Source organism: Croceivirga thetidis (assembly GCF_012272815.1).
In the GTDB taxonomy this organism is placed as follows: Bacteria; Bacteroidota; Bacteroidia; order Flavobacteriales; family Flavobacteriaceae; genus Croceivirga; species Croceivirga thetidis.
On sequence record NZ_JAAWWL010000001.1, the window covers coordinates 1,215,510 to 1,239,953 of the forward strand.

The 24,444-nt window shown below is 38.1% G+C and carries 26 protein-coding genes; 7 read left to right on the forward strand and 19 right to left on the reverse strand.

Annotation, left to right across the window (positions count from 1 at the left end; all coding sequences use genetic code 11):
- From HCU67_RS05510 to HCU67_RS05545, 8 genes are all read right to left on the reverse strand, one after another.
- Complete coding sequence (locus HCU67_RS05510; RefSeq protein ID WP_210423632.1) at positions 1–762, reverse strand: tetratricopeptide repeat protein; 762 nt, start codon at positions 760–762, stop codon at positions 1–3.
- Complete coding sequence (locus HCU67_RS05515) at positions 759–2,537, reverse strand: BatD family protein (protein WP_168551569.1); 1,779 nt, start codon at positions 2,535–2,537, stop codon at positions 759–761. The genes HCU67_RS05510 and HCU67_RS05515 overlap by 4 nt, the downstream gene beginning before the upstream one ends.
- The gene (locus HCU67_RS05520) at positions 2,537–3,415 is read right to left on the reverse strand and encodes a tetratricopeptide repeat protein (protein ID WP_168551570.1); all 879 of its coding nucleotides are present in this window, start codon (positions 3,413–3,415) and stop codon (positions 2,537–2,539) included. Before HCU67_RS05520 ends, HCU67_RS05515 begins: the two co-directional genes overlap by 1 nt.
- Positions 3,408–4,454, reverse strand: a complete 1,047-nt coding sequence (locus HCU67_RS05525; protein ID WP_168551571.1) for a VWA domain-containing protein — start codon at positions 4,452–4,454, stop codon at positions 3,408–3,410. The genes HCU67_RS05520 and HCU67_RS05525 overlap by 8 nt, the downstream gene beginning before the upstream one ends.
- Complete coding sequence (locus HCU67_RS05530; RefSeq protein ID WP_168551572.1) at positions 4,455–5,453, reverse strand: vWA domain-containing protein; 999 nt, start codon at positions 5,451–5,453, stop codon at positions 4,455–4,457. It abuts the gene before it with no gap.
- Positions 5,453–7,105, reverse strand: coding sequence for a hypothetical protein (locus HCU67_RS05535; protein WP_210423633.1), 1,653 nt, complete (start codon positions 7,103–7,105; stop codon positions 5,453–5,455). The genes HCU67_RS05530 and HCU67_RS05535 overlap by 1 nt, the downstream gene beginning before the upstream one ends.
- Before the next feature lie 2 nt (positions 7,106–7,107).
- Positions 7,108–7,974 carry a DUF58 domain-containing protein gene (locus tag HCU67_RS05540; RefSeq protein ID WP_168551573.1) on the reverse strand — a complete coding sequence of 289 codons (867 nt, stop codon included), beginning with the start codon at positions 7,972–7,974 and terminating at the stop codon, positions 7,108–7,110.
- Positions 7,975–8,052: 78 nt separating this feature from the next.
- On the reverse strand, positions 8,053–9,054 hold the full coding sequence (locus HCU67_RS05545) for an AAA family ATPase (RefSeq protein ID WP_168551574.1): 1,002 nt from the start codon (positions 9,052–9,054) through the stop codon (positions 8,053–8,055).
- 154 nt (positions 9,055–9,208) lie between these two features.
- On the opposite strand from HCU67_RS05545, the gene HCU67_RS05550 reads away from it, so the two are divergent.
- The 3 genes from HCU67_RS05550 to HCU67_RS05560 are packed head-to-tail and all read left to right on the forward strand — an operon-like array spanning position 9,209 to position 11,979.
- Entirely contained in the window at positions 9,209–10,081 is an 873-nt protein-coding gene (locus tag HCU67_RS05550; protein ID WP_168551575.1) for an aldo/keto reductase, read from the forward strand.
- 9 nt (positions 10,082–10,090) lie between these two features.
- Complete coding sequence (locus HCU67_RS05555; protein ID WP_168551576.1) at positions 10,091–10,846, forward strand: SDR family NAD(P)-dependent oxidoreductase; 756 nt, start codon at positions 10,091–10,093, stop codon at positions 10,844–10,846.
- Entirely contained in the window at positions 10,843–11,979 is a 1,137-nt protein-coding gene (locus HCU67_RS05560) for an ATP-binding protein (RefSeq protein WP_168551577.1), read from the forward strand. The genes HCU67_RS05555 and HCU67_RS05560 overlap by 4 nt, the downstream gene beginning before the upstream one ends.
- Here HCU67_RS05560 and HCU67_RS05565 read toward each other — a convergent pair.
- Positions 11,976–12,929 carry a carbohydrate kinase family protein gene (locus tag HCU67_RS05565; RefSeq protein ID WP_168551578.1) on the reverse strand — a complete coding sequence of 318 codons (954 nt, stop codon included), beginning with the start codon at positions 12,927–12,929 and terminating at the stop codon, positions 11,976–11,978. The two genes, HCU67_RS05560 and HCU67_RS05565, sit on opposite strands and share 4 nt — an antisense overlap.
- A gap of 117 nt (positions 12,930–13,046) precedes the next feature.
- On the opposite strand from HCU67_RS05565, the gene HCU67_RS05570 reads away from it, so the two are divergent.
- Positions 13,047–13,772 (forward strand): metallophosphoesterase, encoded by a 726-nt coding sequence (locus HCU67_RS05570; RefSeq protein ID WP_168551579.1) that lies wholly within the window; start codon positions 13,047–13,049, stop codon positions 13,770–13,772.
- A 61-nt stretch (positions 13,773–13,833) separates the two neighbouring features.
- On the opposite strand, the gene HCU67_RS05575 is transcribed toward HCU67_RS05570, so the two are convergent.
- The 9 genes from HCU67_RS05575 to HCU67_RS05615 form a co-directional block, all read right to left on the reverse strand.
- Positions 13,834–14,448, reverse strand: coding sequence for a hypothetical protein (locus tag HCU67_RS05575; RefSeq protein ID WP_168551580.1), 615 nt, complete (start codon positions 14,446–14,448; stop codon positions 13,834–13,836).
- A gap of 23 nt (positions 14,449–14,471) precedes the next feature.
- Entirely contained in the window at positions 14,472–15,389 is a 918-nt protein-coding gene (locus tag HCU67_RS05580; protein WP_168551581.1) for an OmpA family protein, read from the reverse strand.
- A gap of 363 nt (positions 15,390–15,752) precedes the next feature.
- Positions 15,753–17,306, reverse strand: coding sequence for an L-piperidine-6-carboxylate dehydrogenase (gene amaB, locus HCU67_RS05585; protein WP_168551582.1), 1,554 nt, complete (start codon positions 17,304–17,306; stop codon positions 15,753–15,755).
- Between the two features lie 59 nt (positions 17,307–17,365).
- On the reverse strand, positions 17,366–17,758 hold the full coding sequence (locus HCU67_RS05590) for a DUF1304 domain-containing protein (RefSeq protein ID WP_168551583.1): 393 nt from the start codon (positions 17,756–17,758) through the stop codon (positions 17,366–17,368).
- Positions 17,755–18,294 (reverse strand): 3-hydroxyanthranilate 3,4-dioxygenase, encoded by a 540-nt coding sequence (locus HCU67_RS05595; RefSeq protein WP_168551584.1) that lies wholly within the window; start codon positions 18,292–18,294, stop codon positions 17,755–17,757. Before HCU67_RS05595 ends, HCU67_RS05590 begins: the two co-directional genes overlap by 4 nt.
- 103 nt (positions 18,295–18,397) lie before the next feature.
- Entirely contained in the window at positions 18,398–18,889 is a 492-nt protein-coding gene (locus tag HCU67_RS05600; protein ID WP_168551585.1) for a CAP domain-containing protein, read from the reverse strand.
- Between the two features lie 385 nt (positions 18,890–19,274).
- Positions 19,275–19,766 (reverse strand): CAP domain-containing protein, encoded by a 492-nt coding sequence (locus HCU67_RS05605; RefSeq protein WP_168551586.1) that lies wholly within the window; start codon positions 19,764–19,766, stop codon positions 19,275–19,277.
- Between the two features lie 287 nt (positions 19,767–20,053).
- A complete protein-coding gene (locus HCU67_RS05610) occupies positions 20,054–20,557 on the reverse strand; it encodes a CvpA family protein (protein WP_168551587.1) in 504 nt (167 codons plus the stop codon).
- A gap of 40 nt (positions 20,558–20,597) precedes the next feature.
- Positions 20,598–20,912, reverse strand: a complete 315-nt coding sequence (locus tag HCU67_RS05615; RefSeq protein ID WP_168551588.1) for a hypothetical protein — start codon at positions 20,910–20,912, stop codon at positions 20,598–20,600.
- Positions 20,913–21,029: 117 nt separating this feature from the next.
- On the opposite strand from HCU67_RS05615, the gene HCU67_RS05620 reads away from it, so the two are divergent.
- Genes HCU67_RS05620 through HCU67_RS05630 form a run of 3 tightly spaced genes read left to right on the forward strand, consistent with a single transcriptional unit; the run spans position 21,030 to position 23,418 of the window.
- Entirely contained in the window at positions 21,030–21,386 is a 357-nt protein-coding gene (locus HCU67_RS05620; protein WP_168551589.1) for a hypothetical protein, read from the forward strand.
- The gene (locus tag HCU67_RS05625) at positions 21,386–21,703 is read left to right on the forward strand and encodes an antibiotic biosynthesis monooxygenase family protein (RefSeq protein WP_168551590.1); all 318 of its coding nucleotides are present in this window, start codon (positions 21,386–21,388) and stop codon (positions 21,701–21,703) included. The genes HCU67_RS05620 and HCU67_RS05625 overlap by 1 nt, the downstream gene beginning before the upstream one ends.
- A 41-nt stretch (positions 21,704–21,744) precedes the next feature.
- On the forward strand, positions 21,745–23,418 hold the full coding sequence (locus tag HCU67_RS05630) for a glycerol-3-phosphate dehydrogenase/oxidase (protein WP_168551591.1): 1,674 nt from the start codon (positions 21,745–21,747) through the stop codon (positions 23,416–23,418).
- Here HCU67_RS05630 and HCU67_RS05635 read toward each other — a convergent pair.
- Positions 23,415–24,416, reverse strand: coding sequence for an NAD(P)H-dependent glycerol-3-phosphate dehydrogenase (locus HCU67_RS05635; RefSeq protein WP_168551592.1), 1,002 nt, complete (start codon positions 24,414–24,416; stop codon positions 23,415–23,417). The two genes, HCU67_RS05630 and HCU67_RS05635, sit on opposite strands and share 4 nt — an antisense overlap.
- Positions 24,417–24,444: the final 28 nt, after the last annotated feature.

Genomic DNA, 24,444 nt, shown 5'->3' on the forward strand with positions numbered 1-24,444 from the left:
CTAAAAATCCCTTAATAATTTAAGATTTTCCGACGGGGTCCACCCAATTTGTCCGTCTGCAATCTCAATTTTTAACCAATTCTCAAGGTCTTCGAGTATATTGACCTTAGTTCCTTCGTGTAAAGTAAAAACCCGTTCACTTCTATCGTTTGGCTCTGAAGACACTACAATTTCCCGAGCAAAAACAATTGCTGGATTATTAGATTTGAAGTCTTGGTAAGAAAGGTAGGCTAAGAAAAAACTGGCGCATGCTAGGCCAAGAAATAGCAAACCAGAAACAAAGAACAAACGTTTTCTAAAAGCCAGATTTAGCAAATAATAAGCGATATAGGCTAAAACAAAAAGTATCATGAACAAAACTGCCAAATAACTCCATTGATTAAAATTAAACAGCTTAATGATGCTTTCATATAATTTGCCCATTGCGGTTTTTGGCAACTCTTCAATTGCATCTAAACGCATGTTTTGGGCATATCCTAGATTGTTTAAAATTTCTGGGTCATTTGGTTTTAAAAGCAGTGCTTTTTCATAGTAGAAAATACTCGGTCCGATGTTTTCCAGCTTATAATGGGCATTACCCATATTAAAATAGAGCTCTGCAGAGTGCTTACCATTATCTAGAATACGATCGTAGTAGTTCAAGGCATTCTCAAACTCACCCTTGTTGTATAATTCGGTGGCCTTTGCGAAGTAGGCATCATTTTGTGAGACCCCGATAGTTGTAACAAATAAAACCGCAATAAAGATTAATCGTTTTATCATAGCTGTTTGTCCAATCGAGAAATTACTTGACTTGCTTGCTCAAAATCGGAGTTCATTTGTACCTCAGAAAAAGGACTATACCTTGCCATTTCGCAATTTTTAAGCAATCCTATAAAACCTTCTACGGTTTCCTCATCTGCCGCACGTTCCCGTAAAATTTCAGTTATTTTCTCTTTACTGAATTCTGAGGTTTCGATTTTCAATTTGGCCTTTAAATAATTATGAAGCCCCTTTTCAAGTGCTACATAAAATTTCACTTCATCACCGAGTGCTTTTTTTGCCGTTGAAAGGTATTTTCTGGCCAATCGGTTAACTTTTTTCAACTTGGTGCCTTCGACGTTTAGTTCATTTTTTTCCTTTCTACGACGAGCCAGAATGACAATAGGAATGAGCAAAAGAGGTCCAAAAAACAAGGTGTAAAATTTATTGGAACCGTAGAAGGGCTCCATTTTGATACTTGCGAAATTTGTATTTGTTTTAATAAAATGAAATTGTTTTCCGGTAGGAATTATGATTTTCGTCGGGTTGCCAGCGGGATTTAATGAAATGGAAGTATCCTCGGGTCCCTCCATAACATTTATGGTTATTTCATTAGAATTTAAGGTTTCATATTGCTCCGTTTTCGGATTGAAATAACTAAAGGATATTGATGGAATAGGGTATTTTCCTCTATAGGAGGGTACAATGGTGTAATTATTGGTCACTTTTCCGTCCATTCCTGAAACGGTTGTCCTGACTTTTTCTTCAAATTCAGGTTCGTAAACTTCCAAAGCGCTAGGCAAATCAGGTTCAGGAAGTTGAAATAACTTTAAATTACCTTTTCCAGAAACTTCGACTGTGGCTTGTAAGGATTCAGAGGCGTTAAGATTGGTTTTACTTGTGGTTACGTTAAAATCAAAGTCTCCAACCGCCCCGCTGAAATCTGCAGGTTTTCCTGTTTCAGGTAAAGGTTTTACTCGTAATGTTCTACTACCGGCCGAAACAGTTTTGTTCGCAGGGCGGTATATTCTACCACCAAAAAAGTCACGCCTATTTGTCGGAACATCAACGAAAAGTTCAATACCTAGAGGTTCTATGGTTAGATTACCGGATTTTTGAGGATATAATACCACTCTTTTAAGGATTACACTACGATACTGTTTGCCTTGATAGGTAGCGTTTTGGGCATCATAACGTTTTACAGGTATATCTTGGCTCCAAAAGTTATTGTACTTGGGGTTGTCCAGTGCCCTAAAATTATTAACCCTGATATCTGGACTAACATATAGTTTGTAAACAACAGTTACAGCTTCGTTTAAATAAGGGCTGCCCTTCGAAACTTCAGCAACCAAGTGAAGGTTTTCATCTGCAATATCGTCCGCTGTTTTGGGAGCATTAGGATTATCAACAGCATCAGTAATGGTTACTTTTTTGGTAACGGATTTATAGGTATTTCCATCAATTTCTATTGTAGCTTGACCTATAGTTTTTTCTCCTTTGGAAATCGGTTTTAAGATATAGGAATACGCCAATGAATAGGTGCGTTTTCCATTAATCCAAACACTACTTTGAGATAGTGAAGGACCCATTATAACTTCAAAACCATTAAAGTTCGGGGCAGTGAAATTATCACCATTTTTATTGACTTTAAATTCAACCTTTAGCCTCTCATTAATGCCCAGTTTCGTCTTACTAAGATTGGTTTCAAAGTTTATTTCCTCCTCTTGTGCCGATGACACCAAAGGCAAGATGGAAAAAAGTAATATTGCGATATGTTTCAATTGCAATCTGGACATTACCAATCCTTTTCGTTTTTAATTTTTTTGCCTTTTACCTTCTGGGCATTAAGTTTTTCTTGAACCTTTTTTTCCTCATTTTGCATTGCTTCAAGCAAGTTTTGAATTTGCTGCTTACTTAACTGATTGGGTCGAGGATTCTTCTCTTTTTCTTTTTCGTCTCCTTGTTGTTTTGGTTTTTGCTCCTCTTCTTTTTTCTTATCTCCTTCTCCTTCTTTATTTTCTTCAGGCTTTTCGTTTCCTTTATCTCCTTCATCGCCTTGCTGATCCTTCTGATCACCTTCATCTTTCTTTTCGTTCTCGCCCTGGTCTTTGTTATCGTCTTGGTTCTGGTTCTGGTCGTTTTTGTTGTCTTCGTTTTGTTGGTCTTGGTTTTGGTCGTCCTTGTTATTTTTTTGGTCTTCTTCTTGCTTTTTCTTTGCAAGGGCTAAATTATACCGCGTTTCATCATCATTAGGATTTGCCCTTAACGCTTCTTTATAGGCCTCTACGGCTTTACCGTATTCCTTATTCTTCATAAAAACATTGCCCAGATTATGAAATGCTTTATGCTTGTCTGGCTTTTCGGTTGCTTTCTCCCCTGCATTTTTGAATCGCCCAAAGGCTTCCGTATAACTTTCACGATTGTAGTAGGCCCTACCTAAGTTATAAGGTGCTGCCACGTTTTCTTTACTTTTTGAAATTGCTTTACGATATTCCCCTTCAGCATTTACGAAATCGTTTTGATTAAGTTGTTCGTTTGCTTGGTAGGTGTAGTTCTTTGACTCTTGCAAGCTCTTTTCCGCTTTGCGGATGGCTTCTTTTTCGTCCTCTTGTGAAAAGTTTATTCCAAACGAAAAAGCCATTACGATTGTTAGTAAAACCTTTAGCCTATTCATTATCATGTTCATTAAAAAGATTCAATTTTTTCAACCATCTTGTTTTTCGGTCCAACAAGAAAATATCTAAAAATAGAAATAAAAGCCCTATGCCCAGAAACCATTGAAATTGGTCTTTATATTCGGCAAATTGCTTGGCTTCAAACTCTTTTTTATCCATCTGGTTCAGCTCCTCCTTGATAAAATCTACCGCATCATCCGTATTGGAACCATTAATATATTTTCCTTCACCTAAATCAGCTATATCAACCAAAACTTGTTCGTTAAGTTTAGAGATAACAACCTCACCCTCACTATTTTTTTTAAGACTTTGGACCACTCCATTTCTTTTAATTGGTATTGGGGCACCTTTACTTTTACCGACTCCGATAGTGAATATTTTAATGCCGTTGTCCAACGCCCTTTCAACCGATGTCAAAGTTGAACCCTCAGAATGATCTTCACCATCTGAAACTATAAATAGAACCCTATTTGTTTGATCCTGGTCATCAAAATATGTAGTTGCTAAATCAATTGCCGCATCGATTGCAGTACCTTGACTTGAGAGCATTTCGGTATTCATACTCTGAAGAAACATCTTAGCCGCACCGTAATCAGTAGTTATCGGCAATTGTGGAAATGCTTGGCCAGCGTAAGCAATTATACCGATTCTATCACTCGCTAGTTGGTTGATGATTTCAGACACCAAACGTTTTGCCTTTTCCAATCGGTTGGGAGCAATGTCCTCTGCCAACATACTTTTTGAAACATCTACAGCAAATACAATGTCAACCCCTTCCCTTTTGACTGTTTCGAGCTTTGTTCCGATTTTTGGATTAACGAGGGCCAACGTTAGAAAACCCAAGCCTGCAAGAAAAAACACCAATTTTAGCCAGCTTTTAAAGCTTGATTTATTGGGAGCCAATCTTTTTAACATTTCAGAATTGGCAAACTCACGCTGCTTTGCCCTTTTCCAAACTTGCAGGAGTAGAAATAGCAATATGATTACAGGTATAATACCTAGTAAATAGAAATATAATTTTTCATCAAACTGCACCATTTACACAAAACTTTTGAATAGTGTTGCTTTTAAAGCCCATTCCATTAAAAGCAAAATCCCGGCCAAGAAGACCCAGGGGCGAAATTTCTCCTCGAATCGGGTATACTTAAATTCCTCTATTTCTGTTTTTTCTAACTTGTTGATTTCATCGTAAATCTCTTCCAATTTCTCGTTATCCGTAGCCCTGAAATACTTACCACCTGTGGCCTTGGCAATGTCAATCAACAATTCTTCATCAATTTCAACTTGGCGCATACCGTATTGAAAGGAACCATCTCTGCGATAGGCTACCGGAGTCAACGCGTTACCATTTGTTCCTAGACCAATGGTATACGTTTTAATACCATATTCAACAGCCAGGTCCGCAGCTGTTTGGGGTTCAATAAATCCTGAGTTGTTAACGCCGTCGGTCAATAAAATGATGACCTTGCTTATGGCTTTACTTTCTTTAAGTCGATTGACAGAAGTTGCCAAACCCATTCCTATGGCGGTTCCATCTTCAAGTTGTCCGTAGGTAATTTCACGGAGTGCTCCTAGAACTATCGATTTGTCGCTTGTAATAGGGGTTTTGGTATAGCTCTCACCGGCATATGCAACTAGACCTATTCGATCACTTTGTCGTTGTTTGATAAAATCAGATGCTACTTCTTTTAGAGCAGCAAGCCGATTTGGTTTCAAATCTCTGGCCAGCATACTTGAAGATACATCAATGGCCATTACAATATCTATACCCTTGGTGGTTTTGGTCCTAGACGAAACGTCTTTTGTTTGCGGTCTTGCCAGAGCAGTAATTATAGAGGCCAATGCCAACAACCTTAGAACGAATAACAGGGGCTTTAACCGAGCCAGGAAATTTGATTCTTTAAATGCTTTTGTTGTCGAAAGTTTTACTGATGCAACCTGCTCATTACGTTTAAAAAAGTACCAAAGCAATGCCAATGGCAGTAATGACAACAGCCAAAAAAATTGAGGATTAGCAAATTCAACATTATCCAACATTAGGCAGTAGTTTTTACATCGACAGAAGCCAATACCCGTTCAACAATTTGTTCTGCATAGGTGTCGCCATCTTCCCAGGTTATTACGATTTGCTGAATAAACCCTTGTCCACCAAAAAGAAGAACTGTATAAGCGATTTTTCTTGAAGAATTGGAGTCTGGGGTTTTTAATTGACCAGAACCAAAAACCTTAAGACCTTTTACACCGGACTTTGAACTAAATTCTTCTTGTTTGGTAATTATGTTTCGAATCCCAGCAGCTTCCCATGACGCGAGCATGGCTCCCAAAGAAGCCTCAAATTGTGGTTCCGTTTGTGGGTTTTTGTAGGTGGTGGAGCTAACTGTTGTTGAGAAAAGGCCGAGCGGACTACCATGAACAAAGGTGTTGTTATCTTGTATGGAATCTCGTATCGCCTCTGGAAATTCAACTTCAGTTCTGAGCATAACCTCTGGAGTCTCTATTTCTACTGGAGGAAAACCATAGGTGCTGGCTACCCATTCTTTTTCCAATAGTTCTTTTGTAGGATATCCAAAAACAGAATCTTTAACTTTCTTAAAACCGTATACAGTTAGACTAAAAACGGTACCTCCTACCAATAAAAATGCGAGAACAGCTGCGGCAATGTAGATTTTTTTCCGTTGCTTCTTTTTTGCTTGCTCCTGAAGATATTCCTCGTTCAACATTAACTCCTCTTCCGTAGGTTCGGGAATGGCCTCTTTTGTTAGAACTACAATATTTTCAACTGCCGTTCGATCTTGTTCTGCAACCAAATTTGATGGTTTTGACTTGGCAAATTTTACCAAATCAGCCGTTTGTAAAATTCTTTTGAATTGTTTTATGGTTTCGTCTTGCAAATCAAGTGAGCCAGAATCCTTCAAAAGTTCCAAGCGGTCGATTAATTGGTCAGTGGTACTTTCCAAAGCAGAAACATGCACTTCTTCTTCCAAATAAGAGCGCACAATGTTGGTCAGTTCAGAATAGTATTTTTTGTGCTCGTCCTGTAAAAGGTATCTAGAGTTTTCAAGGTCCTTCAATTGCGCCATTGCCCTATCAAAAGGCGGTAGCATGGCAATTTTTTCTTCTTCGGTCAACGGTTTTTTCCTCAAAAAGAACCAGTAGACCAATCCACCAATTATCGCCAAGCCCAGAATAACCCAAAAAATTGTCCACCATAATTTCGCCCTACTTCTATCAACATTTAGTAACGGCTTTATATCGAACATTTTTTGTTTGGTCGTATCAACAACTACATCGGCCACTTTTATACGAAACGAATCTGTGAGATAAGGTTTCTCATTTATTGCGATACGTTGAGGTGGAATAATAAATGCTCCGCTGTCAAATTGAGTGAGTGCATACATACGCTGAAGCAAAAGTCTACCATCTTTGGGAACGGTGTCTATTTTCAAAGCTTCAACCATCTCTAATGGAGAAAATGTTTGGTCCTCGGGGAAGTCAACCAAGTCTAATGAGTCAGCCTCTACGGATATGGTATATTTTATCTGTTCTCCAATTTTGATCGAAGCGGTATCGATTTCGGCTTTGACCTGTGAGAATAAAAAGGGTCCTCCGAAACAGAAAAGTAAGGTAGCTGTAATAAAGGATTTTACTACAGAAGTATTCTTTTCAATTTTTAATTTTCCACCTTTCATTTTTATCCCCTTCGCTTAAAATATCCAAGTAACTTTTTGACATAACTCTCGTCAACCCGACAATCCAATGTTCCACAGCCGGCCTTGTTGAAAGAATCTTTGAAATAATCAACACGCTCAGCATGGTATCGCCAATATTGGTGTCTCACTTGTCTAGAACTTGTATTCACCAATTGAATCTTTCCAGATTCCGCATCCTGTACTTGAATCATTCCAAGATTTGGGATATACTCTTCTTTCTCGTCATAGATTCTAATACCGGTGACATCATGTTTATTTCCAACAATTCGAAGCGTATTATCATAGTCTTCGGCTACAAAATCTGACAATACAAATACAATTGCCTTTTTCTTCATGACATTGGTCAAAAACTTCAAGGCCTCAGCTACATCGGTTTTATTGCTTTTTGGTTGGAATTCCAATAATTCACGTATGATACGTAGCACATGGCTTTTACCCTTTTTTGGAGGGATGAAAAGCTCAACCTCATCAGTGAACAGTATCAAGCCCACTTTATCATTGTTCTGCAATGCCGAGAAGGCGAGTGTTGCAGATATTTCGGTAATTATTTCTTTTTTAAATTGGTTTAGGGTTCCGAACAATTCTGAACCACTAACGTCTGCCATGAGCATCATGGTAAGTTCACGTTCCTCTTCAAAAACCTTTACAAACGGCTCATTGTAGCGTGCGGTAACATTCCAGTCGATTGATCGCACATCATCACCGTACTGGTATTGTCGAACTTCACTAAATGTCATACCCCTTCCTTTGAAGGTAGAATGATATTCGCCACCAAAGATATTGTCAGACAACCTTCGGGTCTTAATTTCAATCTTACGTACTTTTTTTAAGAGCTCTTTTGTATCCATTCTTCAGTAACACGATTTGAATAAGAAGCAATTTTAACTTGCGACTATTTAGCTGCAACATTGCAAATTGGCTACTGTCTAAGGCACCTCAACTTCGTTGACTATCTTATTTATGATTTCTTCTGAGGTTATATTTTCAGCTTCTGCCTCATAAGTAATTCCGATTCGGTGTCGCAATACATCGTGAACTACGGCGCGCACATCTTCAGGAATCACGTATCCACGTCTTTTAATAAAGGCATAGCATTTTGATGCGTTTGCGAGATTTATACTACCTCTTGGAGAAGCTCCAAAACTTATAAGGGGCTTTATGGTTTCCAGATTATATTTTTCCGGGTAACGCGTTGCAAAAACCAAATCGAGAATGTACTTCTCAATCTTTTCATCCATATATACATCTTTCACAGCATTTTGTGCCTTTAAAATCTGTGCTACGGATACCACTGGTTTTATTTCTTCAAAGCCACCGTTCAAATTTTGGCGAATGATAAGCTGTTCTTCGTTGAGTTTCGGATAATCGATAACCGTTTTCAACATAAATCGGTCTACTTGTGCTTCTGGTAGTGGATATGTTCCTTCCTGTTCCACAGGGTTTTGTGTGGCCATTACCAAAAACGGCGCATCCAATTTGAAGGTTTCATCACCAATAGTAACCTGTCTTTCTTGCATCGCTTCTAAAAGCGCGGATTGAACTTTGGCAGGAGCACGGTTAATCTCATCAGCTAAAACAAAATTTGCGAAAATCGGACCTTTCTTTATTGAGAAATCATTCTCCTTGATATTGTAAATCAATGTTCCGATAACATCGGCCGGCAATAAGTCTGGAGTAAACTGAATTCTACTGAAGCTACCCTTAACAGCTTTAGCCAATGTATTAATGGCCAAGGTCTTCGCGAGGCCAGGAACACCTTCCAATAAAATATGCCCCTTACCCAAAAGACCGATCAACAGTCTTTCAATCATCATTTTTTGGCCAACAATGGCCTTATTCATTTCAAGGGTAAGCAAATCGATAAATGCGCTTTCCTCAGCAATCTTCTCATTCACAGCACTGATATCCATTGTAGTATTTTCTTCCATAAAAACTGTTTAAATGGCTCTAAATAACCAAAATACAAGTAGCTCGCAAAATGAAAATTTATTCGGGATTGCGCTGTTAATTAATGGTTAAAATAGAGCTCTAAGACCATTATTTAGGAAGCTTTTAAGGGATATATTTTAAATTCACCGACCTATGAAAAACAACAAGACATTTTCAAGAATAATTGCCGGCACAATGACCTGGGGAAGTTGGGGCAAAAAGCTCTCAACCAAAGAGATGTTGGAATTAATGAATTACTGTGTCTCAATAGGTATCACTTCATTTGACCATGCCGACATTTATGGTGATTATGGCAATGAGGAAGAATTCGGGAAGGCTTTTAATTCAAGTGCAATTTCACGAGAAGAAATTCAGATAATTTCAAAATGTGGGATTCAGATGACCAATGGTAGACCAAACAGGGTAGCACATTATCAATACGATTCTGAATATATAATTTGGTCTTGTGAAAGGTCGTTGTCTATGCTTCAGACAGAGTATTTAGACTTGCTTCTACTGCATCGACCAAGCCCGTTGATGCATCCTAATGAGGTGGCCAAGGCCATTCAAAAGTTGACCAAAGAAGGAAAAATAAAAAGTTTCGGTGTTTCGAATTTTAGCCCGTCGCAAATAGCAATGCTTGAAAAGGATATTGCTGTGCAGGCAAATCAAGTAGAATATTCCCTGACCCATTTAAATCCGATGTACGATGGTACATTTGACGATTGTATTGCCAATGAGAGAATGGCCATGGCTTGGAGTCCTTTGGGCAGTTATTTTCGTGAGGACGGTGAAGTCACAAAGCGGATTAAAAAAGTAATGGATGAATTGGTTGAAAAATATCAATGCAATGAAAGCCAATTGCTTCTGGCCTTTATGATGAAACACCCTGCAAACATCTTTGCCGTTGTGGGCACTTCGCAAAAAGCACGTTTGAAAGAATCTCTAGAAGCAGCTTCAATCGCATTGGAACATCAAGATTGGTTCCATTTGCTTGAGGCAAGTCATGGGCATCAGGTACCTTAATTAAATTATATGAGCAAAACGATACTTATAACTGGGGCAACCAGCGGAATTGGAAAGGCTACTGCGGAGCTTTTTGCCAAAAATGGCCATTCCCTAATTCTTTGTGGAAGAAGACAAAATCGCCTTGATTCACTAAAGACAGAGCTCGCACATAAAACCACCGTGGTTACTTTAAATTTTGATGTTCGTGACCGAGAAGCAGTAGCAGATTCAATTGCCTCTTTGAGTCCTGAATTTTCGAATATTGATGTTCTTATCAATAACGCAGGAAACGCCCATGGGTTGGATACTGTAGACATGGCCAATCTTGATGATTGGGATGCGATGTTGGATATAAATGTCAAAGGATTGCTGTATGTGACCAAAGCCGTTATGCCCAAGATGATCGAAAAACAAGAAGGTCATATCATTAATATTGGATCGCTGGCTGGAAAGGAAGTTTATCAAAAAGGAAATGTCTATTGTGCCAGTAAACATGCGGTTGATGCTATTAACCAAGGACTGCGTTTAGATTTGAATGAACATAATATTAGGGTCGGGGCTATAAATCCAGGTTTGGTAGAAACCGAGTTTAGCGAAGTGCGATTCAAAGGAGATGTTGAGCGGGCAAAAACCGTTTATAAAGGTTATGAGCCATTACGTGCCATTGATATCGCCGAGATTATCGAATTCGTCATTACTAGACCTCGTCATGTAAACATCGCAGATTTATTGGTTTTGCCCACCGCTCAGGCCAGCTCGGCAATTGTCAAGAAGAATTTATGATCAATAAACGCCTTCTTGTCAAAAACTTACTTGCCCATAATGACGAGAATAGTTTTTATGACAAAAAGCGTTTTATATCAATTGGTGAAAAAGAAGGAAAAGCAAAATTTCTAAAACATGTTTGTGCCTTGGCCAATAGTAATCCTGCCAATAATTCCTATATAGTTGTTGGGGTTGAGGATGAAGACAACAAAATAGTCGGAGTTGACTTTTTCGATGATAGTAAGATCCAAAATCTGGTAAATGCTTATTTGGATAACCCACCTATTATTTCATATGAGAACATTCCGTTCCCACATTTGCCGGAAGGTAAAGTCGTTGGCTTGGTGACGATTAAGTCCAATGGAAAGGTTTGCGCATTGCGCAAGAATATTTGGAAATATTATGGTGGTGCTGTTTTTTTTAGGGAAGGTAGTATTAGCCTGCCAAAGGCGTTTGACATCGAGTTGAAAAACATCAACTCAGAAAAAGTTGCCACTATTGAACAACATGCCCGAAATAATATTGAATTGACCCTAGATGGCGTAATTGATTTTATCAATAACAGGCATGCAGATTTAACCAGTAATTATAAGGTTTTTAAGGAGCAGTTTGTGGTTTGTTGGGCTGGAAACGCAAAAAGAGTAAAGGACCAAACATACTATTCAAGGGTCGATATTGAGTTGATAAACGAACAGGTAAAACTATTTTATTCGGCGCTTGATGAGGTTTCCATTTCCTATGACGAAGACACCTTTTCAACACTTGAATACGTTCAATTAGGATTGGGAAAGCAACAAAAGTATTTTCCATTAGAAGAGGTAGTGATTACGTTCTCAAATAATGGTAGCTACAAAATTGATAGTAATCTCGTTTTTGAGCCTCCAGAATACGATAAGAAAACCTTACATCATATTTTCAATGCGAATAACGCCCTTATTCAAAAAGTAGTAAAAGGGATTAAACTTTCTCCTGCTGAAGAGCAGGATTTACAGTACTTACCTGACACCTATTTAATATGCTACTTAAATGGTTTTGAGGAATCCTTGGCATTGATGGAAGAGGCCCGTCCGGTTCTAAAGAGTTACGATAAAGATATTTACGAATCTCTTAAACTGGCTCTTCGTATTCTGCGAAAGGTTAGGTATAATTAAGACAGTTTCAATTGCTCTTGGGTCGGTAATGAAACAATTGCACCGAAGTTAGTAGTGGTTAGGGCCCCAGCTTTATTCGCAACTTCAACCATATATTTTAAATGATCAAAGTCATCCACTACTTGCGAAGGATGGTCCAAACATGAAATTTGATACAAAAGGCATCCGATGAAAGCATCGCCAGCCCCAGTCGTATCTACAGGATTTACTTCAATACTTTGAACAGTAATTTGGTTTGAGGTAGTACTCAAAAATGTACCTTCTTTTCCTAATGTTATGGTAATGATTGTTGCACCCATTTCATGGAGGGCAGAACAAGCTTCTTCAATTGATTCTTTTCCAGAAAGAAGCTGGGCTTCTTCAAGGCTGAATTTACACAAATGCGATTTTTCAATATAGGGTAGGCATTTTTTGATGAAGGTCGTTTCATTATTTTTCCATAGGTCACCTCTGAAGTTTGGATCAAAACTTATAAATACATCACAACAAAGGGAATCAAATAAAAAATGACTGTAAGTCTCTTCAAGGTTGCCTCCCAATAAGGCTGTAGCTGCCCCAAAATGAACTATATTTTTGGCCATTTCTTTTTTTACCCCACTGTCATAAGTCAATTCTATATCAGCCCCCCTACTGAACACGAAATCGCGTTCTCCATCTTGTGCAATTGAGACAAATGCCAGAGTAGTGAATGTTTCGCTACGTTGCACCATCGAAATATCAACCCCTTCGTTTTTGATGGTATCCAACAAAAAGGCACCAAAAGGGTCATTGCCCACACAACCAATAAATGAACTCTTTCCTCCTAGTTTGGCTATGGCACAGGCTACGTTTGCTGGAGCTCCCCCTGCTTTCTTACTGAACATGGTAGCCTTCGAAAGGTCGTTTCCTTGATTTTCGGCAACAAAGTCAATGAGTAATTCACCGACACAAAAGACATTGGTCTTAGGCATAATTAGAATAATGCGCAAAGTTAATTCTTTGACAGAATTGTGCCAAAAAGGGCAAAGTTTTACCTTAAGTTGTTCTTGGGTTGGCACTATGTGGTTAATATTGACAAAAATTGAAATATGAGAACCTTAGTATTCGGTGACATTCATTCCGGATTAAAAGCTTTAAAGCAACTGCTTCGAAGGGCTGAGGTTACGCCCGAAGACCATTTGATTTTTTTAGGAGATTATGTTGATTCTTGGAGTGATGCTTTTGAAACGGTTTCTTTTTTAATTGAATTGAATACAACCCATAATTGCACATTCATAAGAGGAAATCATGATGATTTATGCTGGGAATGGATGAAAACATCAAATGAAAACACGACTTGGCTGATGCATGGTGGTGAAGCAACCATGAACTCTTATTTAAATGCAGGAAGGGATAATTGGCAACCTCATCTTGAATTTTATTCGAATTTGAAAAGTTTTCTTTTGGACAAGGATAAACGACTATTTCTCCATGCCGGTTTTACTAATTTGAAGGGGATTGAATATGAATACTTTGAAAAGTTATTTTACTGGGACAGGACCTTATGGGAACTAGCTTGTGCCGTTGATAAAAATATTCGGCCAGGGGCGCCCAATTATCCCAAAAGATTGTCACTTTATCACGAAATATTTATTGGGCACACACCCATCTCAAAAACTACCACCGCCATACCCCGATTAGCAGCTAATGTTTGGAATGTTGACACTGGAGCAGCTTTCAAAGGGCCTATTACTGCATTGGATATTGATTCCAAAAAATATTGGCAAAGTGATGCGGTTCAAAGTTTTTATCCGAATGAAAAAGGTAGGAATTAAAAAAGGCCAATTTCTAATTTGAAATTGACCTTTTTTGGTGGTTATTTAAGTTAGCTATTTACTATAGTTTTCCGCCTTTGTGTTCATCTTGCCATTTGGCCAGTTTTTTCCATTCACCTTTATATGCCATTTTAGCTTGACGGGGCCACGATTTCGGATCATGAATTCTATAACGATCTCCACCTGAATCCAATACTTCTTGACATTTCTTTACAGGGGCTTCTGAAAGTGCTTTCCACGTTTTAATCCCAAAATTATGAAAGAGGCCTTCAATTTTTGGACCGATACCTTCGACAATTTTAAGATCATCTTGTTTAATTCGCTTGCCAAAAGCAGCTTTTGCTGCTGCAGCATCAAATGCTACCACAGGCGCAGCGCTGGCCGCCAATGAAGAGGCGGTAGCCTTGGTCTTGGTAGTTGCCGTTTTTCTTGGAGCCCTAGGTTTTGCGGGGGCAGCTTTTTTGGTAGTTGCCGCAGCGGCAACCTTTTTATTACAGGCATCCAAGTCTGCCTGCAATTTAGAGTTCTTGTCTTTTAACGCCCTTAATTCATCGGAGTGGTCGTCGAGCAATTCTGTTTGTTCGCCATTTCTCTTGCCCCAGAAATAGCCCAAAAGACCACAAATTGCACCAACCAACAAGGGAATAAGCCAGCACCAAATATTTTCAAAATTCATAATGTTCTAATTTAAAATGTTATTTAGTTAAGTGTTACTTCTACTCGTCTGTTCAATGCTCTGCCTTCTTCGGTCGAATTGGAGGCTATGGGTGCGTCAGGCCCTTTTGAACTTGATTCTGTTTTGTCTGCCGGAATTCCATTTTGGGCTAAATAGTCTCTTATAAAATCGGCTCTTTCTTGTGCAAGGGCAATGTTCGTCGACCTACTTCCTGTATTGTCGGTGTGGCCAATAACCAAACATTTGGCATCAGGCACCTGGTCAAGATAAGATGCGATTTTTGCTATCTTTTGTCGCTGCTCAGAAGAAAGGTTGATTGAAGCCTCACCCGTTTCAAAATAGATTTTTAAAGGGTCAGCTTTAATATCAGCTAAAAGATCCGAGAGTTTTTCTTCGGCATCTTCAGCTCTGACATCCATTTTATAGTCAATCGGACCTAAAAGCACACCATTTAGTGGCAATAAATCATTCATTAGCCGTCCGAATGTAGCGGTCTGTGAAGAAGGTATGCCTTGTTCTACAAAATAATTCTTGACTCGGTTTGCACGAGCTAAACCGAGATTGGGAAAGGCAGTAGGATTTGTTTCGTCATCACGATACAAACCAGTTATACTGATAATTTTTCCTTCATTTTCAGCTAAATAACCTTTTAGCTGGTCGATTCCGCCATCGATTCCTGAAGCAATCGGATTCTTAAAGTTTGCTGAGGATAAATCGAAATTAAAATTATCATCGATTTCAAATGCGAAATCCCCATCCTTAAATGAAAGTGGAAACGAGGTAGGTTCAGGTTCAACTACAGCAGGTACATTTTCTTCCTCTGTAATTTCAGTATCACTCACAGCTGATAGGGCACAGTCACTACAAAGTGTGAAATATAAATAAGTCCCTAAAATAATAGCAATGAGCATACCCAACGGGTACACAAGATTTTTAGTCATTTCAGTATGAATAGTGTTCGGCCCACAAATTATCCAAAAATCTTTAAAAAGCGTTAATTTTTTCTATTAAATGTTAAAAACCAGCAAGTTATTTCAAAATATTTCAACTCATAATTTCTAATTAAGATGAAAATGAAAAAAGACATTTGCCATTTATACAGTTTTTCTTACCAGTTATAATAAGATGCATTTTTCTTCAGGTTTTTTAAAAGAAATTTGAATCAACAATGAAAACAGAAGAGCCTCTGTTTCTCCCGACAAAGTTCCGGCATTGAAACAGGGCTTCAAGATATTTAAGTTTGAGTTAGTTAAGTTGGTTTTGAAAACCGTCATCATTCGGGGGAAGATGGCGGTTTTTCTTTTTTACAAGTCAAACTTAATACCTTGTGCTAGGGGAAGTTCAGATGTGTAGTTGATGGTATTGGTCTGTCTCCTCATGTAAATTTTCCATGCATCGGAACCACTTTCCCTACCACCACCAGTTTCTTTTTCACCGCCGAATGCACCACCTATTTCCGCTCCTGAAGTTCCAATGTTGACATTGGCAATACCGCAATCGCTTCCTGATGCTGATAAAAATCGTTCTGCTTCACGAAGATTATTGGTCATTATGGCTGAAGAAAGACCTTGGACAACACCATTTTGAAGGGCAATCGCATTTTCTACGTTTCCTGAATACTTTAAAATATATAGGATGGGGGCAAAGGTTTCCTCTTGAACTATTTCAAAAGAATTTTCTGCTTCAATGATTGCCGGTTTTACGTAGCAACCACTTTCGTAGTTTTCACCGGTAAGGACCCCTCCTTCCACCAGCACTTTACCACCTTCGGCTTCAGCTGCTTTGAGTGCTTTATTATAAGAAGCCACAGCTAACTCATCGATTAATGGACCGACATGGTTGTTCTCATCCAATGGATTGCCAATACGAATTTGATTGTAGGCATCGACTATTGCGTCTTTTACTTTATCATAGATGGTTTCGTGCACAATCAACCTTCTGGTTGATGTACAACGCTGTCCAGCTGTACCAACAGCTCCAAAGACAGCGCCTATAACGGTCATTTTAATATCTGCATCGGGAGTTACGATTATGGCATTGTTACCCCCTAATTCAAGAAGTGATTTTCCAAGCCTAGCCGCAACAGCTTGAGCCACGATTTTTCCCATTCTGATTGACCCTGTTGCCGAGACCAATGGAATGCGCTTGTCGCTGGTCATCATTTCGCCAACTTTATAATCACCATTTATCAAACAAGAAATACCTTCTGGAAGGTCGTTTTCTTTCAAAACTTCGGCAATTATGTTTTGACAGGCTACGCCGCATAATGGAGTTTTCTCAGACGGTTTCCAAACACAGACATCACCGCAGACCCAAGCAAGAGCTGTGTTCCACGCCCATACTGCAACTGGAAAATTAAAGGCTGAAATTATGCCTACAATGCCCAGTGGATGATATTGTTCGTACATTCTATGACCAGGTCGTTCAGAATGCATGGTAAGGCCATGCAACTGCCTTGAAAGACCTACCGCAAAATCGCAAATGTCAATCATCTCTTGAACTTCGCCCAAACCTTCTTGATAGGATTTGCCCATTTCGTATGATACTAGCTTTCCCAGTGGTTCCTTTAATTCACGAAGTTTTTCGCCAAACTGTCTTACAATTTCTCCTCGTTGGGGTGCCGGAACCAATCTCCATTCTTTAAAAGCAATTTCTGCAGATGACATTACTTTTTGGTAATCGCTCTCTGTGGTAGTAGAAACTTTCGCAATTTCGTGACCATCTACCGGAGAAATTGAAGTTAACAATTCACCATTTCCGAAAGTATTTGAACCGGTTGAGGTTCCATCATTTACTGGGCTAAGGTTGAGCTGTTTTAAGGCCTTGTCAATTCCGAAATCGGAGGCAATTTTTGACATTTGTAACTTTTTTTAATTGAAGTGTTAGAATTGGCACAAAACTACAAAGAATAGCTAGCTTAAAAATCCCAAAGTGTCAATAGCTTATAATTGGCAATAATCCAGAAAATTAAAGCAATCAAAGCCGGTATACCCTGAACAATGAAAATACGTTTTGAAACCGAGAGTGCGCCATAGATACCTGCAATTATTACGCATCCTAAAAAAAACATGGCGACATAAGTAGCCCACAATGGGTCTGAAATTATCAGTGACCAAAGTAATCCAGCTGCCAAAAAACCATTGTAAAGCCCTTGATTTGCAGCCATTTGCTTTGTTGGTTCGAATAAGTCTTTTGGAAAGTTTCTAAAAACCTTTTTTGCTTTGGTTGTCCATGCGAACATTTCTAACCATAGAAAATAAACATGAAGTAATGCCACAAAGGCCGTTAAGAGTTTTGCGATTAGTATCATTTTTTTGCAATAAAACGTTCGTCAACCGGCATTACTGTGCCGCAATTGTTGCAGGTCCTCAGCTTTTTGGACCCATAAAATTTTTCAAAATGAGCCAGGAAGTCCTTTTCAATATCCTCGAGAACAAAATAAGCCTCGTATAACTTGTTGTTGCAGTTGTCACAAAACCAAAGTAGGCCATCATCGACCTTCATCTCTTTTCGCTTTCGTTCGACTACAAGACCAATTGAACCAGGATGTCGTACTGGTGAATGGGGGACTTTGGCTGGATGCAGATACATATCTCCGGGACCTAGCATCATTGTTTTCTTTTGACCATCTTCTTGAATGTGGACTTCGATATTTCCTTCTAATTGATAGAACAATTCTTCGGTTTCATTGTAATGATAATCTTTCCTTGCATTTGGTCCAGCCACTATCATAACAATATAGTCCCCCGCTTCTTTGTAGAGATTTTTATTGCCAACAGGGGGTTTTAATGAGTCTCTATTTTCTTCCACCCACTTGTTCAGGTTGAAAGGTGCTCTTATCGCCATTCTATTTTTTGGGTAAGGTAACAACTTGGTACTACAAAAAAAAGGGTCTGGCATTTCCTGACCCTTTTCACCCTTGAAATACGAAATCTGATAGTCCCTTAGTTTACATTTTGCTGAAAAACATTTGGGTAAAATAAGGTTCACCATTTGGATTGATCGTTATACTGATTCCCGTATGTGTGTAGTCACTTTCAATTGTTGCTTTATGTGTTGGGCTGTTCAACCAAGCTTGAAGAACTCCTTTTTCCGTCGGAAAGCTACGAGCAACGTTCTCACCAACGCTAATGGCGTTAGCCTTTTTGTTCAATTCAGAGGCTCGGTCAGAAAAATGTTCATGACTTATTCTATTTGCATTTATCATATAGGCATTATGCCTTTGTGCTACTTGATACGCCGCTGAATCGAATTGTAGGGCATTCAATCCAATAGAAATTCTGTGCTCATTGATGATATCGAATAAGAGTGCTTCACTTGAGTTCATTTCTAAAAATGAGGTACTCTCAAAAAGTTCTTCTTGTTCTTCAACAGTTTCATAAGTTGAACATGAAGCAAAAATTGCTAAAAATAAAATGGAAAGTAGGTTTGAGCATTTCATGGTTACAGAATCTGATTTGGGGGTTAATCACAATGCAAAAATATCTTACATCAATTTTAATTGTAAGAAAATTCCGAGAACTGTTGGATTTTTCTCGTTCAATTGTCAAATATGCTTAAACCGCTTTTCTAGATTCATAATTTACCGACAGCTTTATCGATAAAAACCTTCATTTTGTGGAGTTTTTAAAAAGTAAACTTGTATTTCAAAAAATGTAAAATGACTTCAACAACCAGAAATATTTGAATAGCATAACTCAAAATATTTAGGTGTATGAATTTTTAATCAAACCATTGTCAAATAAAAAAGGCCTGGAAAACCAGACCTTTCTCAAACCGTAAAATACTTAATCTAAAACACTTAATTATGAAACACTTAATATTTTTTATTTGCGGTAGAAAATTTGTGTAAAATAAGGTACACCTCTTGGGCTAACAACAATACTAACCGCGGCATGGGTGAACTCTCCTTCCATTGTTTTTCGATGTGGCGGACTATTATACCAACCTTGAAAAGCACCTAAATTTGTGTTGTATTCTTTCGCAACATTTTCTCCAACATACACAGCACCAGTCTCGTTCGAAAGATTTGAAGCTCTTGAACTAAAAAAATCATGGCTTAATTTATTTTGTTCAATCATATACTCGTTGTGCTCTTCAGCATACTTATAAGCTTCTGAGCTGAATTCCAATTTGTTCAATCCCATCTCTACCCTATGGGTATTCACCATATTGAATAGGTCTTCTTCTGAAGTAGACATGGTCAACAGTGCTGTAGTTTCGTAGATTTCTTCATCTTCTACCAACTCTGTTTTCGAACAAGAGGTGAAAACTGTGAGGAAAACTAAAAAGAGAAGTAATAATCCATTCGGTTTCATAATAGCTCAATTTTGGGCAGACATCCTTCAACTCGATATCTGAAGCTAAATTAGAACCGCATTAATGGGTTTCATGAAAAATCCGTGAAGTGCCTATTTTTTCTCGTTGAGCTACACGAATTTTAACTTAGTGTAGACGAATGGTATTTACCGTCCAATTTTCATCGATAAAACCATACATTTTGTAGATTTTTCCTACATTGGTCTTGTCGAACTTGCCATTCGTCTACAGTTTAAACTATAGATGAATTGAAATCAAGATAATACAGCCTTATAGATTTAAAATCCTAACTGTTTTTGTCGATTTCTTCTTTCCGTAGCACTTTATCAAAAACAAAAGCCCCAACTTCTTTTACTGGTTCGTAAAAAATTGAATTTTGTTTGGTTTCTTCATTGATTAGACCCAAAGAAGCAGTGGCACGGTCAAAAAATATTAGAACTGCTCCAAGAATAACAGCAACTTTAACGACGCCGAAAATACCACCAGCGATTTTATTTAAAGCACCAAGTAGCGCGATATTGGCAATTTTGGTCAATAACCTACCAGCTAGATGCACGACAAATAATATTATGATGAATGTAATTAGGAAAGAGGCAATTTTAATATACTTTTCGTTCCAATCCATGTTCTGAGAGAGGTAGTCAGATACAATGTATGAAAAGTGAATTGCTCCATAAATTCCTGCAATCAACGCTGCGATTGCCGCTATTTCAACAAATAGCCCGTTTTTGATTCCTTTGTATAATCCCCAGGCTAAGAATAGTCCCAGAATAATATCTAAGATGCTCATATTTAGTCTCGTTTGAGACAAATATAGACCTTAGTGAAGATTATTCTTCAGTAAACAAATCAAGTTCAATTGCCTTTTGTACATCTTTTGCATCCAATTCAATATTGAAATTGATTTCAGAACGCAAATGAATCCAAAGTTGTAATCCTAAAAAGAAAACAGCTAAACTAATGGCAAACCATAACGGACTGCCCAATAATACCAATAAGGTGCAAAAGGAAATAATACTAACTGATAGTAATGTGCTTTCATTTATGAATTTTGGATAAGCAAATTCTTTCTTTTTTCTTTTTCTTGTTACCTCAATAGGTCTTTGTACTTGGGTTTCTTCTGAAAGTAATATGGAATGTTGCATTTCAATTGTATTTGGTGATTGCTTGGTTCAAAGTAAGTTTAGAATGCTTTTATTAAAATTCAGATTTGTACAAATGGTTCAATATTTCTTGTAACTGGTAGCTGTATCTTTGATAATATGTCAAGAGATGAACAACTTAAACAGCGATATACCCTATTGGTCGAAAAACTATCCGAACAGTTTGCAGACAGTGATCCACTAGATATAGAGGGTATTATTTATTTAGTTGGTGTTCAAGAACTTGGACAATTGCAACGTAGTTTCAAGAAAGATGAAAAGGTGAATCTTATGCATGTTGCCATATGTAGGTTGTTGGAACCTTATGGTTATTACGAATTCGATTTTTTTGATAATGACGGTTGGCCACATTATAAAATGAAGCAAGAATTGCCTAATCTTAAAGCCGGCGAACAGAGCGTTTTGATGAAGGAAGCCTTGGTCAACTACTTTTTAGAAAAGGAATATATACGGTAATGAAACTTAACAAACCTTATTACGCTGTAATTTTTACAAATTTGAGAACTGAAGGAGACAACGGTTATGCTCAAATGGCAGAGACGATGGAAAGGCTGGCAAGGCAACAACCGGGATTCATAGATTTTGAATCAGCACGTTCGGGAATGGGGATAGCGGTTAGTTATTGGGACAGTTTGGAAGCTATAGCGAACTGGAAAAACAATATTGACCATAAAGCTGCTCAACAAAAAGGTATTTCAGACTGGTACTCTTGGTACAAGGTAAGAATCTGTTTAGTGGAACGGGAGTATGAATTTAACTGTAGCACAGTGTAGCATAGATTTTTTTTGCGATCTTCGCAGAAAAATTGAATAGCATGAAATCCAATTTAAAGTTTTCCGCTTTAGAAAGAGAAACTTCCATCTCCCAACTACGAGACGAAACTTTTGATTTGGTCGTGATTGGAGGAGGTATTACCGGTGCAGGTATAGCCTTGGATGCATCTTCAAGAGGCATGAAGGTTGCCCTTTTGGAAAAAGGGGATTTCGCCTCTGGTACCAGCAGTAAGTCTACCAAATTGATTCATGGAGGACTGCGATACCTTAAGCAATTTGATTTCTGGCTTGTTAAAGAAGTGGGTTCAGAAAGGGCCATCGTTCATAAACTGGCACCACATCTGGTATTGCCCGAGAAGATGCTATTACCTTTAATTGAAGGTGGAAGCTACGGCAAATGGCTAACTTCAATAGGATTGAAAGTGTATGATATTCTTGCGCAGGTTACTGGTGATGACAAGCGTCAAATGTTGGAGAAAAAGCAAGCACTTAAAAAAGAACCCTTGCTACCCAAGAAAATTTTGAATGGAGCTGGCTATTATGCAGAATATCGTACAGATGACGCCCGACTCACCATTGAGAATATAAAGACGAGCCTGAATTACGGTACAATTGCTTTGAATTATGCCGAGGTTGATGATTTCTTATATGAGGATGATAAGGTTGCTGGTGTTCGAGCCAACGACCTAATTGGTAAAACCTCTTTTGAGGTTAAGTCCAAATATGTAATTAGTGCTGCAGGTCCTTGGGTGGATGAGTTACGCTCTAAGAATAATTCCAAAAAGGGCAAACGACTTCATTTAACCAAAGGAGTACACTTAGTATTCCCTTTTGAAAAATTACCGGTTAAGCAATCGGTCTATTTTGACATACCTGATGGTCGAATGATGTTCGCTATACCAAGGGGAAAAATAACTTATATAGGTACTACTGATACCAACTTTAACCTTGATAAAGATGATGTCCGTACAGATTTGGCAGATGCAATTTACCTAATCTCTGCAGTGAATAATATGTTCCCTGATATCCATTTAGAAATGGAAGACATCATATCGTCTTGGGCCGGCTTGCGTCCGTTGATCCATGAAGAAGGTAAATCTGCTTCAGAATTGTCTAGAAAGGATGAAATATTTACTTCGGATAGTGGTCTAATCAGTATTGCGGGAGGCAAATTAACCGGTTATCGTAAAATGGCTGAACGTGTTGTCAACAGGGTTGCCAAAAAATTTGAAGAAGAACAGAACACCAAATTTGAAGACTGTTCCACCGATAAAATTCCACTTTGTGGCAATGATTTCAAAAAGTTTAAGCACGTAGAAAAATACATCAAAGAAGTTTACCAAGTATTGAAAGAAGATGGCTTCTCAAAGTACGATGCATGGTATTTGGTAACCACATACGGTAAGCAAACCGAGCAAATACTCGAAGGATATAAAAGCTTTAAAAATAAAGATGGCCATTTACGAATGTTGCGTTCTGAGTTACGTTTTGGAATTGAAAATGAAATGGTAACCAGTCCTTTGGATTTCTTTATTCGCAGAACGGGGCGCTTATATTTTGACATTGATAGTATCCGTAAATACCTGGAGCCGGTACTTCAAGATTTCAAAGAAATTTTTGGATACGGCGAGAGCGAAATAAAGTCTTTTAGACAGCGTATTGAACATGAACTAGAAATACACTCCAATTTTTCTATGGAGGGGCAAAAGGCTTAATCTAATTTCTCGGTCAATTTCTCAAATGTCTTTTTGGGGTCTTTATGTTCATAAAGAATTTTATGGACAGCGTTGATAATGGGCGTTTTTGATTTTCGCTCCAATTTCGCTATTAATGCTTGTGCGCTTTTGGTAGCATAATACCCTTCAGCAACCATTTTCATTTCGAGCATGGCACTTTTGACTGTATAACCTTTACCTATCATTGTTCCAAACATTCGATTGCGACTAAAGCTTGAATATCCTGTAACTAATAAATCACCCAAATAAGCCGAATTATTAATGTTTCGCTTCATTTTATAGATACGGTCGATGAATCTTTTCATTTCGCGAATGGCATTACTCATTAATACGCTTTGAAAATTATCGCCATAACCAAGGCCGTTGGCGATACCAGCAGCTATAGCATAAATATTTTTCAACATCGCCGCGTATTCGGTTCCAATGATATCATCAGATACCTTAGTTCTTATGTATTTGTTCTTTAAGACATTTGCTAAATTTTCAGCTTTATCTTCATCAGCACATGCAATTGTGAGGTAAGATAGACGTTCAAGTGCAACCTCTTCAGCATGACAAGGACCTGTTATAACACCAATATTGGTAAAGGGCACATTATGTTTTTTATGAAAGTGTTCACCTACGATTAAACCAGTTTCTGGAACAATACCCTTAATAGCTGAAAACACTGTTTGTTCTTTGATTGGAACGGTCATTTTCTCCAATTCACTATATAAGAATGCCGATGGTATGGCAAAAATCAGTACATCTGAAGATTCAGCCACCTCATTTATATCACTTGTAAGTTCGAGTAAATCAAGATGTAATTCAACCGAACTTAGATAATTAGGGTTGTGACTTTCTTTTTTGATATGCTCAATTGCGTATTCACTCCTCATATACCAGTGCACTTTAGTATTATTTTCAGTAATGATTTTAACCAATGCGGTTGCCCAACTACCACCCCCTATAACACCAATTTGTACTCCGTTTTTCATCTAATTCTAATACGAATCAAAGGTAAGC